Below are 15427 nucleotides of genomic sequence, written 5' to 3' on the forward strand. Positions count from 1 at the left end.
CTGATGCCCAGCCGGGTGGTCGTCACCGCCGATGCGGCCGCGCTGCTCGACCAGCTGCGAGACCGGCACGGCCCGTTGATGTTTCATCAGTCCGGCGGTTGCTGCGACGGATCGTCGCCGATGTGTTACGCGCAAGGCGACTTCATCGTCGGCGACCGCGACGTGCTGCTCGGTGTCCTCGACGTGGACGGCGGGGTGCCGGTGTGGATCTCCGGCCCGCAGTTCCAGGTGTGGAAACACACCCAGCTCGTCATCGACGTGGTGCCCGGTCGTGGCAGCGGGTTCAGCCTGGAAGCGCCCGAGGGTAAGCGGTTCTTGTCCCGCGGACGCGCCTTCACCGACCGCGAAAACGCCGAGCTGGCTGCGGCCTCGGTGATCACCGGAGCCGACTACGAGCGCGGCGAGCGGCTGTCGCTACGCGCGCCGGTGGTCGCGTCCGCCGTCGACGCGTGCCCAGTCGCGGCAGGGCGCGCCGCGCCGGTAAAGCCGTAGTCGGCGGTTGCGGCAGTATCGTTGATTCGTGATCCCGCTGCCGCGGCCCTGGCTTTTGACCGGTGCGATGCTGCTCGGCGTCGCCGCTGGGCTGCTGGGCGGCACGGCTGCGCTGACCGTGGAGCACGCCCGCATGCGTCCCGACATCGCGATTGCGTTGGTGGTCGGATTTCCCAGTGCCGTCGGGCTGATGGTGATTCTGCTGGCCCGACGCCGATGGCTCACCGCGCTGGGCGCGTTCATTCTGGCGTTGGCGCCGGGATATTTCGGTGTGCTCGCCCTGGTCGAGGTCGTGACCCGTGGCTGAGCACGAACCCGTCGAGACCGAATCGATGCCGCTGACCGAGCCGTATAAACCGACGTTCGACACCGGTATGCAGCCGCGGGCCGAACCCGCGTTCATCGAGCCCGAGGCGCCGCCTCGCCGCCGCCGGTGGCTGCGTCGGAAGTCGACCGACACCGCCGATCAGCCGGCAAGCGGCGTCATCCCGACGGTATACACCGAGACGGAAGCACCTCCGTCCGAAGCGTTTCCGGTGGTCAACGCCTCCGGCCAGCTGTATCTGAAGTGGTGGACCTTCGTCCTGATGCTGCTCGCGGTCTGGGTTCCGGCGGGCGGGGCCGGGGCGGGGCTGTTCTATTGGTGGAGCCACGACGCCTCCAAACACAAGACCACGGTGGTCTTCGTCGTCTTGGTCTATGTCGTGGTGACGACGGTCGCCGGACTGATCCTGGCGATGGTGTCGGACCGGCCGCTGGTGTCGGCGCTGTCCATCGCGATGCTCTCGGCGGTCTTCGCGTCCGTGCTCGGCGCTGCCCCGGTCTACGGCAAGTTCTACTGCGAGCACAGTCAACAGCACTGCGCGGCCGGCATCCTGCCGTACTGAGCAACCGCTCGAAACAGAAGCTGCGGCTGGGATCGCGCCGAAATCGCGACCCTGGGTTCTGTCTGTCGACGAATATCGGTGCCCACTAGGGTAGGTGCCGTGACCCACTATGACGTTGTCGTCCTCGGAGCCGGACCCGGCGGATACGTGGCGGCCATCCGCGCCGCACAGCTGGGACTGAATACCGCGATCGTCGAACCGAAGTACTGGGGCGGAGTCTGCCTCAACGTCGGCTGCATCCCGTCGAAGGCGCTGCTGCGTAATGCCGAACTTGCGCACATCGTCACCAAAGAGGCCAAGACCTTCGGCATCGGCGGCGAGGTGACGTTCGACTACGGCGCCGCCTTCGACCGCAGCCGCAAGGTGGCCGAGGGCCGGGTGGCCGGCGTGCACTTCTTGATGAAGAAGAACAAGATCACCGAGATCCACGGCTACGGCAGATTCACCGACGCCCACACCCTGGCGGTCGAACTCAACGAGGGTGGTGCTGAAAATCCTGAGACCGTCACCTTCGACAACGTCATCATCGCCACCGGCAGCAGCACGAAGCTGGTCCCCGGTACCTCGTTGTCGAAGAACGTGGTCACCTACGAGGAACTGATCCTGTCCCGCGAGCTGCCCGAGTCGATCGTCATCGCCGGCGCCGGAGCCATCGGTATCGAGTTCGCCTACGTGCTCAAGAACTACGGCGTCGACGTGACCATCGTCGAGTTCCTGCCGCGCGCGCTGCCCAACGAGGACGTCGAGGTCTCCAAGGAGATCGAGAAGCAGTACAAGAAACTCGGTGTCAAGATCCTCACCTCCACCAAGGTCGAGTCGATCAACGACGACGGCACTGCTGTCACCGTGACCGTCAGCAAGGACGGCAAGACCGAGCAGCTCAAGGCCGCGAAAGTGTTGCAGGCCATCGGTTTTGCGCCGAATGTCGACGGCTTCGGCCTCGACAGGGTCGGCGTCGCGCTGACCGACCGCAAGGCCATCGGCGTCACCGACTACCTGCGCACCAACGTCGACCACGTCTATGCGATCGGTGACGTCACCGGTTTGCTGCAGCTGGCCCACGTCGCGGAGGCTCAGGGCGTGGTGGCAGCCGAAACTATTGCCGGCGTCGAGACGTTGGCCCTCGGTGACATCCGCATGATGCCGCGTGCCACGTTCTGTCAGCCGAACGTGGCGAGCTTCGGGCTCACCGAGCAGCAAGCCCGGGACGAGGGCTACGACGTCGTGGTCGCCAAATTCCCGTTCACCGCCAACGGCAAAGCGCACGGCGTCGGCGACCCGAGTGGATTCGTGAAACTTGTCGCCGACGCCAAACACCTCGAACTGCTGGGTGGACACCTAGTCGGCCATGACGTGGCCGAGTTGCTGCCGGAGCTGACGCTGGCCCAGAAGTGGGATCTGACCGCAAACGAGTTGGCGCGCAACGTCCATACCCATCCGACGATGTCGGAGGCGATGCAGGAGTGCTTCCACGGCCTGACCGGTCACATGATCAACTTCTGACCCCGAGGAGCGATATGGCCAGATTGAAAGCGGTACGAACCGAATCGATGTGGGCCGCGCTCGGTGGGGTGCTGGTCGGCTATCTGCTGTGGCTGATCGCGATCTCGATAGGCGACTTCTTCACGACAGCTGGCCGGTGGGGTCCCATCGTTTTGGCAGTCTCGGTGGTCTTCGCGCTGGGCGCGCTGTTGTGGGGACGACGGGTGCGGGGCCGGGGAAATCGCACCGTGGCGGCGTTCGCGGTGGTGCTTCCGGTGCTTCCGGTGCTGCTGTCGTTGCTGGTGGTAGCCGACAGCTACTTGTGATCACCCGGGTGGTCCAGCGGAATCTCCAGCGCCGACATGGTTGCCGCCAGGCAGTCGTATTGCCCTGCCAGCAAGCAGAATTCGATGAGCTGGCGCCGATCGAGGTGCCGGGACAGCTGCTGCCAGACCGGTGCGCTGATCGAGCGACTCCCGATGAACTCGTCGGTGGCGCGCAGCAGCGTCTGCTGGCGTTCGGTGAGCCCGGCACCGGTCACATTCGGCCAGGCGAAGATCAGCGCCTGGGTCTGGTCGTCGAGCCCGCGGCGGCGTCCGATCCAGCGATGATGCTGCAACTCGTACTCGGAATGGCGCAGGTGCGCGACCCGCAGGATCACGAGTTCGGTGTCGACCCCCGGCAACCGGCCCCGCAGTAGCCTGGCGTTATAAAACGCAAATACCCAGAACAGCAACCTACGCTGGCCCAGCGTGGTGAACAGATGCATCTCCGGAGCCTTGAGTGTCCGGGCGGCCAGCTTTGCGATCACCCAATTAATCGGTCCCAGTTCACGGAAGCGCCCAGCCGGGATACGACCCACCTGGCCGGTCATGCGCGCTTCACCAGATAGGGCGACACCGTGCTGCGGTGTTCGTCAAGGTCGAGGGCGCGACCCAGCGCGGGGAACGCCCGCTGCGGGCAGGTGTCGCGTTCGCAGACCCGGCAGCCCGCGCCGATCGGTGTGGCTAACAAGGCTGGGTCGCCGGACAAGTCGAGTCCTTCCGAGTAGACGAGCCGATGGGCGTGCCGGAGTTCGCAGCCCAGCCCGATCGCGAAGGTCTTACCGGGCTGACCATACCGGGATGCTCGGCGCTCGACGGTGCGGGCCACCCACAGGTAGCTGCGTCCGTCCGGCATCTGGGCGATCTGCACTCCGATCTTGCCGGGGTTGGCGAACGTCTCGTAGACGTTCCACAGCGGGCAGGTGCCGCCCGCGGACGAGAAGTGAAACCCGGTGGCGGACTGGCGTTTCGACATGTTGCCGGCCCGATCGACGCGGACGAACGACAGCGGGACGCCGCGCATCGAGGGCCGCTGCAGGGTGGACAGCCGGTGGGCGATGGTTTCGAAGCTCACCACGTAGAACGCCGCCAGTCGCTCGATGTCGTAGCGGAAGTTTTCGGCGATCTCGTGGAACTGCCGGTATGGCAACACCGTCGCGGCGGCGAAGTAGTTGGCCAGCCCGAGCCGGGCCAGCGTGCGTGACTCGTCGCTGGTGAAACTGCCCTCGTCGACCAGGCGGTCGATGAGGGCGCCGTGCTCCAGGTAGGCCAACTCGGCGGCGAGCTTGAACGCATACTGGCCCGACGGCAGGTGCCCGCCGATCTCCAATGTCCGAGTTTCCGGGTCGAAGCGGTGAAGGACGTTGTCGCCCAGATCGATTCGCTTGATGCGGACATCGTGCACCGAGGTCAGCCGATCGGACAGGTCGCGGGCCAGATCGGCGCGGTGCATGCGCATCCGCACCGTGAGCTCCTCGGCGGCGGTGTCCAGCTCGTGCAGGTAGTTCTGCCGCTCGTAGAAGTAGTCGCGCACTTCTTCGTGGGGCATCGTGATCGACCCGCTGCCACTGCCGTCGGAGAACCGGTCCTCGGTGGCGGCCGCCAGCTGGGTGGTCGTCAGCCGGTAGCGACGGTGCAAGTTGACCAGGGCGCGCGCCAGTGCCGGGTGCGCGTTGACGATGTCGGCCAGCTCCGACTGGTCCACCTCGACGCCGAGGTCGTGGTCGAGGGTGACCTCGCGCAACTCGGCGAGCAGCCGGGTGTCGTCCTGCGACGCGAAAAAAGTGGCGTCGACGCCGAACACCTCGGTGATGCGCAGCAATACCGCGACCGTCAGCGGCCGGACGTCGTGCTCGATCTGGTTGAGATAGCTGGGGGAGATGTCCAGCATCTGCGCCAGCGCGGCTTGGCTGAACCCGCGCTCGCCGCGCAGCTGCCGGACCCGCGAGCCAACGAATGTCTTGGCCATCCGACCAGCGTACCGGCATTGCGAAGGTGCAATTAGCAAAATTTGCAGAGCAACTGAGGATTGGCGCCGCGGCGAGGTCGTTTGGCATTATGCGCACAGCAGCTAGGGCTAGGGTGCCTAGCAAAGTTTGGGAGTGCAGCCGTGAGCTTGGACAAAGTGATGATGCCGGTGCCCGACGGGCATCCCGACGTCTTCGACAGGGAGTGGCCGCTCCGCGTCGCCGACATCGACCGCGAGGGCCGGCTCCGCTTCGACGCCGCCGCCCGTCACATCCAGGACATCGGCCAGGATCAGTTGCGGGAGATGGGGTTCGAGGAAACCCATCCGTTGTGGATTGTGCGCCGGACGATGGTCGACCTGATCCGCCCCGTCGAATTCGGCGACATGCTGAGGATGCGCCGCTGGTGTTCGGGCACCTCGAACCGCTGGTGTGAGATGCGGGTCCGCATAGATGGCAAGCGCGGGCGCGGCCTGTTGGAGTCGGAGGCGTTCTGGATCAACATCAACCGCGACACCCAGATGCCGTCGCGCATCTCCGACGATTTTCTCGACGGCCTGCGCAAGACCACCGACGTGAACCGGCTGCGGTGGAAGGCTTATCTCAAAGCGGGCAGTCGTGAGGACGCCGCCGAGATCCACGAGTTCCCGGTCCGCGTCACCGACGTCGACCTGTTCGACCACATGAACAACTCGGTGTACTGGAGCGTGATCGAGGACTACCTCTGGTCGTTCCCCGAGTTGCTCAAGGCGCCACTGCGGGTGACGATCGAGCACGATGCGCCGGTGGCGCTGGGCGACAAGCTGGAGATCATCTCGCATGTACACCCGGCCGGCTCCACCGACCGGTTCGGCGAGAACCTCTCGGACCGCACTGTTAGAACGCTCACATATGCCGTCGGCAACGAGGTCAAAGCGGTCGCCGCGATCTTCCCGCTGTAACCGTACGGGCGTTATGCAAACGCCCGCGCTGACCTGCGGATTCAAGTTACCGGTTGGTAGAAGCTGAGCAGCTAGATCTCAGATAAATCTTCGCAACCTTTGCAAAATGCGACTGACTCCTAACCGAAATTGGCATGGAAATGAGTGGACCTGCGGCGCTGACCTGTGCCATCTTCGATTTAGCAGATCAGCAACGATGCTGAGGTCCTTAGCAAGTGTGGAAATCCAGGGTCCTCAGATCATGAACATTTTGAGGAGCAGTGCGATGTCGAGTGTTGGCCAGCCGAAGAGCCCCGAGGAGATCCAGAAGGACTGGGACACCAACCCCCGCTGGAAGGGCATCACCCGCACCTATACCCCGGCCGACGTCGTGGCCCTGCAAGGCTCGGTCGTCGAGGAGTCGACGCTGGCCCGCCGCGGCGCCGAGGTGTTGTGGAGCCAGCTGCACGACCTGGAGTTCGTCAACGCGCTCGGCGCGCTGACTGGCAACATGGCCGTTCAGCAGGTCCGCGCCGGCCTGAAGGCCATCTACCTGTCCGGGTGGCAGGTCGCCGGTGACGCCAACCTCTCCGGCCACACCTACCCCGACCAGAGCCTGTACCCGGCCAACTCGGTGCCGCAGGTGGTCCGCCGGATCAACAACGCGCTGCTGCGCGCCGACCAGATCGCCAAGGTCGAGGGTGACACGTCCATCGAGAATTGGCTGGCCCCGATCGTCGCCGACGGTGAGGCAGGCTTCGGTGGTGCGCTCAACGTCTACGAGCTGCAGAAGGCCATGATCGCGGCCGGTGTCGCGGGCTCGCACTGGGAAGACCAGCTGGCGTCGGAGAAGAAGTGTGGCCACCTCGGTGGCAAGGTGCTGATCCCGACCCAGCAGCACATTCGCACCCTGACCTCGGCCCGTCTGGCGGCCGACGTGGCCGACGTGCCGACCGTCGTCATCGCCCGTACCGATGCCGAGGCAGCCACGCTGATCACCTCCGACGTCGACGAGCGCGACCAGCCGTTCGTCACCGGCGAGCGCACTTCCGAGGGCTTCTACCGGGTGCGCAACGGTCTCGAGCCGTGCATCGCCCGCGCCAAGGCCTATGCGCCGTACTCCGACCTGATCTGGATGGAGACCGGCACTCCGGACCTGGACCTGGCCCGTCGCTTCGCCGAGGGCGTCAAGAGCGAGTTCCCCGACCAGCTGCTGGCCTACAACTGCTCGCCGTCGTTCAACTGGCGCAAGCACCTGGACGACTCGACGATCGCCCGGTTCCAGAAGGAGCTCGGCGCGATGGGCTTCAAGTTCCAGTTCATCACGCTGGCCGGTTTCCACGCGCTGAACTACTCGATGTTCGACCTGGCCTACGGCTACGCCCGCAACCAGATGAGCGCCTACGTCGAGCTGCAGGAGCGCGAGTTCGCCGCCGAGGAGCGCGGTTACACCGCCACCAAGCACCAGCGCGAGGTCGGGGCCGGTTACTTCGACCGGATCGCCACCACCGTGGACCCTGCCTCGTCGACGACCGCGCTGGCCGGCTCGACCGAAGAGGGTCAGTTCCACTGACGATCAGCGCCGAGCAGACGCAGAATCGCACTCTTGCGCCCGCGATCATGCGAGTCTGCGTCTGCTCGCGCGTCTGAGTAGCCACAAGCATGCGGCTTGACAGCGCAGGCCCCGCCCGGAAACCCTGGGCGGGGCCTTCCGCATATCGAAAGGACTACCTGCAAGTGAGCAATGCGATTGAGCGCGTCGGCGTTATCGGCGCCGGACAGATGGGCGCAGGCATCGCCGAGGTATCGGCGAAGGCCGGCGTCGACGTGGTGGTCTACGAGCCCACCGACGAGTTGGCCGCCGCGGGCAAGGCCCGCATCGAGGCGTCGCTGGAGCGGGCCGTCAGCAAGGGCAAGCTGCCCGCCGACGACCGCGACGCGACGTGCAAGCGAGTGCGCTACACCAGCGCGCTGTCCGACCTCGCCGACCGTCAGCTGACCATCGAGGCGATCGTCGAGAACGAAGCCGTCAAGGCGAAGCTCTTCGCCGAACTCGACGAGATCGTCACCGATCCCACCGCCGTGCTCGCGTCCAACACATCGAGCATTCCGATCATGAAAATCGCTGCGGCCACCAAAAATCCGGGCCGCGTGCTCGGTCTGCACTTCTTCAACCCGGTACCCGTGCTGCCGCTCGTCGAGCTGATCAGCACGCTGGTTACCTCCGACGAGGCGGTGGTGCGCGTCGAACACTTCGCCAGCGAGGTGCTCGGCAAGAAGGTGGTGCGCTGCGGCGATCGCTCCGGCTTCGTCGTCAATGCGCTTCTGGTGCCCTATCTGCTGTCGGCCATCCGGATGGTCGAGTCGGGCGTCGCGTCGATCGAAGACGTCGACACCGCCATCGTCGCCGGGCTGTCGCATCCGATGGGTCCGTTGCGGCTTTCCGACCTGATCGGGCTCGACACCATGAAGCTGATCGCCGATGCGATGTACGACGAGCTCAAGGACGCCCACTACGCCCCACCACCGCTGCTGCAACGCATGGTCGAAGCGGGTCAGCTCGGCAAAAAATCCGGCAGGGGCTTCTACTCGTACTGAGCTTTCTGGTTTCAGCCAGCGGGCTCTAAGTCTAAGCTGGATAAGGCTGGGTTGGAGTCGAACCGGGGTATCTGACTGCAATGGTGAACTTGTCGACGGGCAACGGTTTGCCCGATGTCGTCGTCACCGCGGTCGAAATGACGACCGCGCTGGCGACCGACGCCGAAACCACCTGGGCGAAGCTGCTTGCCGGGCAGAGCGGCATTCACAAACTCGACGATGCGTACTTCGACGAATTCGGGTTGCCGGTGCGCATCGGCGGGCAGCTGCTCGAGGACTTCGATCAATACCTGACCCGGATCGAGCTGCGCCGGTTTTTGTTCCTGCAGAAGATCGCGACACAGGTCGCCCGGCGGCTCTGGGAGCGCGCGGGCGCGCCCGAGGTCGATGTCACGCGGTTGACGGTGTCCATCGGGACAGGCCTGGGCTCGACGCAGGAGTTCATCGAGGTCAGCGACGACTTCAATCGACGCGGCATGAGGGCGATCTCGCCGGTGGGCGTGCAGAAGGCGATGCCCAACGCGGCCGCCGCGGCCGTCGGCCTCGAACGCGGAGCCAAAGCCGGGATCCTGACGCCGACATCTGCCTGCGCATCCGGCGCCGAGGCGATCGCGCTGGCGTGGCGCAGCATCGTGTTCGATGAGGCAGACATGGCGATTTGCGGCGGCGTCGAAACCAAGATCGAAGCGGTACCCATCGCGGCGTTCGCCAACCAGGGTCTGCTGTCGACCAACAACGACGATCCGGAGGGCGCGTGTCGCCCGTTCGACAAGAACCGGGACGGTTTCGTCTTCGGTGAAGCCGGCGCGCTCATGGTCATCGAGAACGAGGAGCACGCAAAAGCCCGCGGCGCGAACATCATCGGGCGGGTGATGGGTGCCGGCATCACCTCCGACGGATACCAGCCGGTGCTGGCCGACCCCACCGGCGAGCAGGCCGGCCACGCGATGACGCGGGCACTGCAACTTGCCGGACTCTCGCCGCACGACATCGACCACGTCAACGCGCACGCCGCCGGCACAGTCGGCGGTGACCTTGCCGAGGCGAAGGCCATCAGACGGGCGTTGGGCACACACGCGCCCGCCGTCTTCGCTCCGAAGGCCGCGCTGGGGCACTCGATTGGTGCGGTCGGTGCCGTGGAGTCGATTTTGACCGTGCTGGCGCTCCGCGACGGTGTGATCCCGCCCACGCTGAACCTGTACGCGATCGATCCGGCGATCGATGTGGACGTGGTAACCGGTGCACCGCGGCGAGGCGACTACCAGTACGCGATCAGCAACTCGTTCGCATTCGGCGGTTTCAACGTCGCACTGGCTTTTGGGAGGTGTTGATGCGGCATTAGACTTGAGTCAGCGGCTAGGCTTACCTCCCAGGGGTGAGGCAAAGCCTCGGCCTAGGTGTCGCGGATGCGGCACCGTCCCCGTCGCAATTCATTCCGAACGTTCAGGACAAACGGTGTCAGATATCTCAAGCGCAACGCCCAGTGCCCAGTCCAAGTGGTTGTCGAAGTCTGCCTCGCAGACCCGCGGCTCGGACAAACAGGAAGTCCAGTTCCACTACGACATCTCCAACGACTTCTTCCGGCTGTGGCAGGACCCGTCCCAGACGTACAGCTGCGCGTATTTCGAGAAGGACGATTACACGCTTGAGCAGGCGCAGCGGGCCAAGGTCGACCTGTCGCTGGGCAAACTGGGACTGAAGCCGGGCATGACGTTGCTGGACATCGGCTGCGGGTGGGGCTCAACAATGATGCGCGCCGTCGAGAAGTACGACGTCAACGTCATCGGGCTGACTTTGTCGGAGAATCAAAAGCAGCACATCGAGGATCACTGGTTTGCTAACTCGACCAGCAAACGCCATATGGAAGTCCGGTTGCAGCCGTGGGAGGACTTCGACGAGCCGATCGACCGCGTGGTGTCGATCGGCGCTTTCGAGCACTTCGGCTTCAACAAGTACGACGACTACTTCAAGAAGACCCTCAACCTGATGCCCGACGACGGGGTGATGCTGCTGCACACCATTATCATTCCCAGTGATGAAGAGATCAAAGAGCGCAAGCTGCCGCTGACGATGTCGCGGGTCCGCTTCATCAAATTCATCATGGACGAGATCTATCCCGGCGGCCGCCTGCCACTGGCCGCGCAGGTCGAAGATGCTGCGGTCAAGGCGGGTTACCGGGTGACGCTGAAACAGAAGCTGCGCCCGCATTACGCCCGCACGCTGGACACCTGGGCGAGCAACCTGGAGTCCAAGAAGGACGAAGCCGTCGAGATCACATCCGAAGAGATCTACGAACGCTTCTTGAAGTATTTGACCGGTTGCGCCGACCTGTTCCGCGAAGGCTATACCGACGTCTGTCAATTCACCTGCGAAAAAGCCCCCGCCTAGAGGAATCGGGAAAAGTGCGTTATACAGATCGGTCTACACAGCAGAACCTAACGAACTGAACGAGATTCATTTGTGAAAGGCTCATCTCAGATGACCGACAGCGGGTCGGAGGACACGTCGAATTTGCGGCCGGCCTATGAGGACGTCCAAGCTCATTACGACACCTCCAACGAGTTCTTCGGCCTGTTCCAAGACCCGACGCGGACCTACAGCTGCGCCTACTACGAGCACGACGACATGACGCTGGAAGAGGCGCAGATCGCCAAGATCGACCTCTCCTTGGGCAAGCTGAATCTGGAGCCCGGGATGACGCTGCTCGACGTGGGCTGCGGCTGGGCGGCCATGATGAAGCGCGCCGTCGAGCAGTACGACGTGAACGTGATCGGGCTCACCTTGAGCAAAAACCAGCACGCGCTGGGTCAGCAGATTCTCGATCAGCTCGACAGCGATCGTTCGCGGCGGGTTCTGCTGCGCGGATGGGAAGAGTTCGACGAGCCGGTGGACCGCATCGTCAGCATCGAGGCCTTCGAAGCGTTCCCCAAGTCGCGCTACAAGGCGTTCTTCGACCTCTGCTACCGCATCATGCCGAGCGACGGTCGGATGGTGCTGCAGACGATCATGGGCCACCCGCTCAAGCGCTGGCCGGAGATGGGCATCCCGATCACGATCAGCGACCTTCGGTTCATGAGGTTCATCGCGGCGGAGATCTTCCCCGGCGGCGCGGTTCCCTGCGACGAGGATGTCGTCGAATACTCCGCCAACGCCGGGTTTTCGGTCGAACGCCTGCAGAAGATGACGCCGCACTACGTGCGGACGCTCGACACCTGGACCACCAAGTTGGAAGCGGCCCGCGAGGAAGCGATCGCGGCGACCTCCGTCGAGGTCTACGAACGCTACCTGCGCTACCTGATCGGATGCTCAGACTTCTTCCAGCGCAACATCTCTGAAGTCGGTCAATTCACTCTTGTGAAGAGTGTGAAGAGCTAACTAGCCGGGAGTCCGGGGGCCAACGCGCCGATCGCCAAGCCCACCACCAGCAACCCGCCCGCTTGCCGCACGTGCACCCAGGCCAGCGCCGCGTACCACAGCGGCCATACCGGGAAGTTCGCCGGCGGCTCCTCGGGCGGTAGACGGCGGAAGTACGGCCACACCTTGACCAGCCGGGGCAGCGCCAGCACCACGAGCAGGGCCGGCCACGGCATGGCCTTCGCCAATACCGCGTCGACCACCAGCAGGTAAAACCCGACCATCATCGCGAGTGTGATTGCGCGGGCCCGTCTCTCACCGAAGAGCACCGGCAGCGTGTGGATACCCAGCGGCTCGTCGTAGGGAATCTTGTCGATGTGCTTGCCCATCAGCACCGTCGTGCAGAGCAGTCCGTAGGGCAGCGACGCCAGCAGCACCGGCCAGCCGAGGTGACCGACCGCGGAGTAGTAGGTGCCGCAGATCATCAGCGGGCCCCAGACCACCAGCACGTCCGGCTCGCCGAGGCCGCGCTTCTTCAGCCGCAGCGGCGGCGCGGTGTAGGCGAAGCTCAGCACGAACCCGGATAGCGCAAACGCCGCCACCGGCCAGCCCCGCGCCCAGGTCAACACGATCAGGATCGCGAGGTCGGCCAGGTTCACCAGGCCGATCGCAACGAGCAGGGTGCGACGGCTGACCAGTCCGGAGAGCACCGGGTGCGGGGCGTAGAGCGCCCGCGGATATGTCGCGCTGTCCAGGCCGGTCTGGGTGTCGTACAGATCGTTCATCAGGTTGTTGGCGGTGTGCGCCAACAGGATTCCGACGATCGCCAGCGTCAGCCAGCGCCAGTCCAGTCCGGGTTGGCCCACCGCGAGCAGCGCGGCGACCAGTCCGGCGAACAACGTCATCGGCAACACCGCCGCGCGGGTGACGACCAGCCACCGGGTGACGGCATCGACCGGGCCGTCCGGCGGGGGATTGGTGGTGCGCAGGGCGTAGGCCCAGGAGCTGAGGCGAGAGCGCGTCGTTGCGTTGCTCATCTTCGGAACCTAGTCCCGAGGGTCGGTCAACGGCGGCACAATCGGCGAGGGATGCGGCAGTGCGCGGAACTTCTCCAGCGAGCCGGCGACTTCGACGATCCCGCACAGCGCGCTCCAACTCAGCATCGTCAGGTAGTCGGTCAGCTCGTCGGCGCTCATCCGCGGGTCCAGCAGCCACGAGTGCGTGGCCAACTGAACCCCGCCGACGATGTGATAGGCCCACGGCTCCACGCCGCCGATATCCATCCCCTCGGGGCGCATCCGGCGGCGCAGCATCACCGCGAGCATCCGGGCGATGATCCGCTCGGAATCGGCGACGACCTTGTTCTTGCCGGCCGAGTTGTTGGCCATTACGAAGCGGTAGGGCTCCGGTTCGGAGGCCACCGTCTGGACGTAGACCCGGATGACTTCCCGGGTGAGTTCATACCCGTCGAGGTTCGACGACAGGGCCTTGGCCATGTTGGGGATCAGCGTGGCCTGTGCGAAGCGCATCATCACCGCGGTGGTCAGGTCGTTCTTGTCGACGAAGTAGCGGTAGAGCACGGTCTTGGAGACGCCGATCTCGCCGGCGATTTCGTCCATGCTGACGTACTGGCCGCACCGCCGGATCGCCTCGATCGTCCCGTCGATCAGCTCGTTGCGGCGTTCCACCTTGTGCCGGTGCCAACGTCGCTTTCGACCATCGGTTTTTACCGTCGCGGCCCGGACCTGCTTCGCCACCATGCCGGTTCCTATCCACTCGATCTTTCCCATAGTAGCTCTTATCTGAAGGCGGTTTCTTGTCTGGACCTGAGTCAACGGTGCGGTGTCGTGAGGTCGGTAACAGTTACCAGGCAAAATGGCCGACTCGGTCCGAGGGCGTCGTCACCGACCAGCGGCGTCGATAGCGGATGATGGTGCGGTGGCAGTCGGACTGAACGGGAGACCCGCTTCGGGACCCAAACACCGAGCCGATCCGCAGCGCCCCCAGTCGGCGCCCGCGGACCTGGCGTTGCCGCTGGGCGACCCGAGCAAGTCGGCGTCCTTCGCCGAATCGTTCGCCGGAGCCAACCGGCAAGCCGACGCCGAAAGGCAGCGCGCGCTGAACCGGATGAAGATCGTGGCGCTGGGCTTCCTGGTCGGTGCCACCGCGGTGTTCCTCGGGTGCCGGTGGGCACAGGCTCACACTATGGGCGGCATAGCGCCCTCCTGGATCGGCTATCTGGGAGCGGCCGGGGAGGCCGGCATGGTCGGCGCGCTCGCGGACTGGTTCGCGGTGACCGCGTTGTTCTCCCACCCGCTGGGCATCCCGATCCCGCATACCGCGATCATCAAGCGCAAGAAGGACCAACTCGGCGAAGGCCTGGGCAACTTCGTGCGGGAGAACTTCCTGTCGCCGGAGGTCGTCGGTACCAAGATCCGTGACGCACAGATCCCGAGCCGGCTGGGCAAATGGCTCTCGCAGCAGTCGCACGCCGGGCGGGTCGCCGCCGAATCGGCAACCGTCCTGCGGGTTTTGGTGGAACTGCTGCGCGACGAGGACGTCCAGCAGGTGATTGACCGGATGATCGTGCGGCGCGTCGCCGAACCGCAGTGGGGACCGCCGGCGGGACGGGTGCTGTCCACGCTGCTGGCCGAAAATCGGCAGGAAGCCTTGATCCAGCTGCTGGCCGACCGGGCGTTCCAATGGTCGCTGAACGCCGGCGAGGTGATCCAGCGGGTGATCGAGCGCGATTCGCCGACGTGGTCGCCCCGATTCATCGACCACCTTGTCGGTGACCGCATTCACCGCGAGCTGATGGACTTCACCGACAAAGTTCGCCGCAATCCCGGGCACGAGCTTCGCCGTTCGGCGACCAAATTCTTGTTCGAGTTCGCCGACGACCTGCAGAACGACGACGCCACGATCGCCCGCGCCGAGGCGGTCAAAGAGCAATTGATGTCGCGCGAAGAGGTCGCAGGCGCCGCCGCGACGGTGTGGAAAACGCTTAAGCGATCGGTGCTCGACGGCGTGGACGACCCGTCCAGCGCGTTGCGTACCCGCATTGCTGACGCGGTGGTGCAGATCGGTGAATCGCTACGCGATGACGCGGAATTGCGCGACAAGGTCGATAACTGGATCGTGCGTGGCGCCGAACATGTGGTCGCCCAATATGGGGTCGAGATCACAGCGATCATCACCGACACCATCGAACGCTGGGACGCTGACGAGGCCAGTCGGCGCATCGAATTGCATGTGGGCCGTGACCTGCAGTTCATCCGGATCAACGGGACCGTGGTGGGGTCGTTGGCCGGGCTGATTATCTACGGACTAGCGCAGCTTCTGTTCTGAGAGTGCTTGCAAAAGTTCTTCGGCATGCTAACTGTGCTTGCAAAAGCTAGCACTAG

At 64.7% G+C, this 15427-nt stretch carries 16 protein-coding genes; 12 read left to right on the forward strand and 4 right to left on the reverse strand.

What is annotated here, in order from left to right:
- Window positions 1-3: 3 nt before the first annotated feature.
- The 5 genes from ABDV69_RS07665 to ABDV69_RS07685 all read left to right on the forward strand — a co-directional run bounded on the left by ABDV69_RS07665 (window position 4) and on the right by ABDV69_RS07685 (window position 3187).
- The gene (locus ABDV69_RS07665; protein WP_343573015.1) at window positions 4-492 is read left to right on the forward strand and encodes a DUF779 domain-containing protein; all 489 of its coding nucleotides are present in this window, start codon (window positions 4-6) and stop codon (window positions 490-492) included.
- A 28-nt stretch (window positions 493-520) separates the two neighbouring features.
- Window positions 521-799: a putative holin gene (locus ABDV69_RS07670; RefSeq protein WP_343573016.1), complete on the forward strand. Its 279-nt coding sequence runs from the start codon at window positions 521-523 to the stop codon at window positions 797-799.
- Window positions 792-1379, forward strand: a complete 588-nt coding sequence (locus tag ABDV69_RS07675) for a hypothetical protein (protein ID WP_343573017.1) — start codon at window positions 792-794, stop codon at window positions 1377-1379. The genes ABDV69_RS07670 and ABDV69_RS07675 overlap by 8 nt, the downstream gene beginning before the upstream one ends.
- A gap of 99 nt (window positions 1380-1478) precedes the next feature.
- Window positions 1479-2882 carry a dihydrolipoyl dehydrogenase gene (lpdA, locus tag ABDV69_RS07680; RefSeq protein WP_343573018.1) on the forward strand — a complete coding sequence of 468 codons (1404 nt, stop codon included), beginning with the start codon at window positions 1479-1481 and terminating at the stop codon, window positions 2880-2882.
- Window positions 2883-2896: 14 nt separating this feature from the next.
- Window positions 2897-3187 carry a hypothetical protein gene (locus tag ABDV69_RS07685; RefSeq protein WP_343573019.1) on the forward strand — a complete coding sequence of 97 codons (291 nt, stop codon included), beginning with the start codon at window positions 2897-2899 and terminating at the stop codon, window positions 3185-3187.
- On the opposite strand, the gene ABDV69_RS07690 is transcribed toward ABDV69_RS07685, so the two are convergent.
- Together ABDV69_RS07690 and ramB are read right to left on the reverse strand one after the other, a co-directional pair.
- Complete coding sequence (locus tag ABDV69_RS07690; RefSeq protein ID WP_343573020.1) at window positions 3178-3735, reverse strand: carboxymuconolactone decarboxylase family protein; 558 nt, start codon at window positions 3733-3735, stop codon at window positions 3178-3180. The two genes, ABDV69_RS07685 and ABDV69_RS07690, sit on opposite strands and share 10 nt — an antisense overlap.
- Window positions 3732-5153 (reverse strand): acetate metabolism transcriptional regulator RamB, encoded by a 1422-nt coding sequence (ramB, locus tag ABDV69_RS07695; RefSeq protein ID WP_343573021.1) that lies wholly within the window; start codon window positions 5151-5153, stop codon window positions 3732-3734. Before ramB ends, ABDV69_RS07690 begins: the two co-directional genes overlap by 4 nt.
- Before the next feature lie 141 nt (window positions 5154-5294).
- Here ramB and ABDV69_RS07700 point away from each other — a divergent pair, with 141 nt between their 5' ends.
- The 6 genes from ABDV69_RS07700 (at window position 5295) to ABDV69_RS07725 (ending at window position 12044) form a co-directional block, all read left to right on the forward strand.
- Window positions 5295-6092, forward strand: coding sequence for an acyl-[acyl-carrier-protein] thioesterase (locus ABDV69_RS07700; protein WP_343573022.1), 798 nt, complete (start codon window positions 5295-5297; stop codon window positions 6090-6092).
- Window positions 6093-6357: 265 nt separating this feature from the next.
- Window positions 6358-7644 (forward strand): isocitrate lyase, encoded by a 1287-nt coding sequence (aceA, locus tag ABDV69_RS07705; protein ID WP_343573023.1) that lies wholly within the window; start codon window positions 6358-6360, stop codon window positions 7642-7644.
- Between the two features lie 164 nt (window positions 7645-7808).
- Window positions 7809-8669 (forward strand): 3-hydroxybutyryl-CoA dehydrogenase, encoded by an 861-nt coding sequence (locus tag ABDV69_RS07710; RefSeq protein WP_343573024.1) that lies wholly within the window; start codon window positions 7809-7811, stop codon window positions 8667-8669.
- Window positions 8670-8749: 80 nt separating this feature from the next.
- The gene (locus ABDV69_RS07715; protein ID WP_343573025.1) at window positions 8750-10000 is read left to right on the forward strand and encodes a KasA/KasB family beta-ketoacyl-ACP synthase; all 1251 of its coding nucleotides are present in this window, start codon (window positions 8750-8752) and stop codon (window positions 9998-10000) included.
- A gap of 124 nt (window positions 10001-10124) precedes the next feature.
- The gene (locus ABDV69_RS07720; RefSeq protein WP_343573026.1) at window positions 10125-11057 is read left to right on the forward strand and encodes a cyclopropane mycolic acid synthase family methyltransferase; all 933 of its coding nucleotides are present in this window, start codon (window positions 10125-10127) and stop codon (window positions 11055-11057) included.
- Window positions 11058-11147: 90 nt separating this feature from the next.
- Complete coding sequence (locus ABDV69_RS07725) at window positions 11148-12044, forward strand: cyclopropane mycolic acid synthase family methyltransferase (RefSeq protein ID WP_343573027.1); 897 nt, start codon at window positions 11148-11150, stop codon at window positions 12042-12044.
- Here ABDV69_RS07725 and ABDV69_RS07730 read toward each other — a convergent pair.
- Together ABDV69_RS07730 and ABDV69_RS07735 are read right to left on the reverse strand one after the other, a co-directional pair.
- Window positions 12041-13060 carry a prenyltransferase gene (locus ABDV69_RS07730; protein ID WP_343573028.1) on the reverse strand — a complete coding sequence of 340 codons (1020 nt, stop codon included), beginning with the start codon at window positions 13058-13060 and terminating at the stop codon, window positions 12041-12043. The two genes, ABDV69_RS07725 and ABDV69_RS07730, sit on opposite strands and share 4 nt — an antisense overlap.
- 9 nt (window positions 13061-13069) lie before the next feature.
- On the reverse strand, window positions 13070-13780 hold the full coding sequence (locus tag ABDV69_RS07735) for a TetR/AcrR family transcriptional regulator (protein ID WP_343573063.1): 711 nt from the start codon (window positions 13778-13780) through the stop codon (window positions 13070-13072).
- Between the two features lie 265 nt (window positions 13781-14045).
- Between ABDV69_RS07735 and ABDV69_RS07740 the strand changes: the two genes are divergently transcribed.
- Complete coding sequence (locus ABDV69_RS07740) at window positions 14046-15371, forward strand: DUF445 domain-containing protein (protein WP_343573065.1); 1326 nt, start codon at window positions 14046-14048, stop codon at window positions 15369-15371.
- The last annotated feature ends 56 nt before the right edge of the window (window positions 15372-15427 follow it).

Source organism: Mycobacterium sp., assembly GCF_039583785.1.
GTDB lineage: Bacteria > Actinomycetota > Actinomycetes > Mycobacteriales > Mycobacteriaceae > Mycobacterium.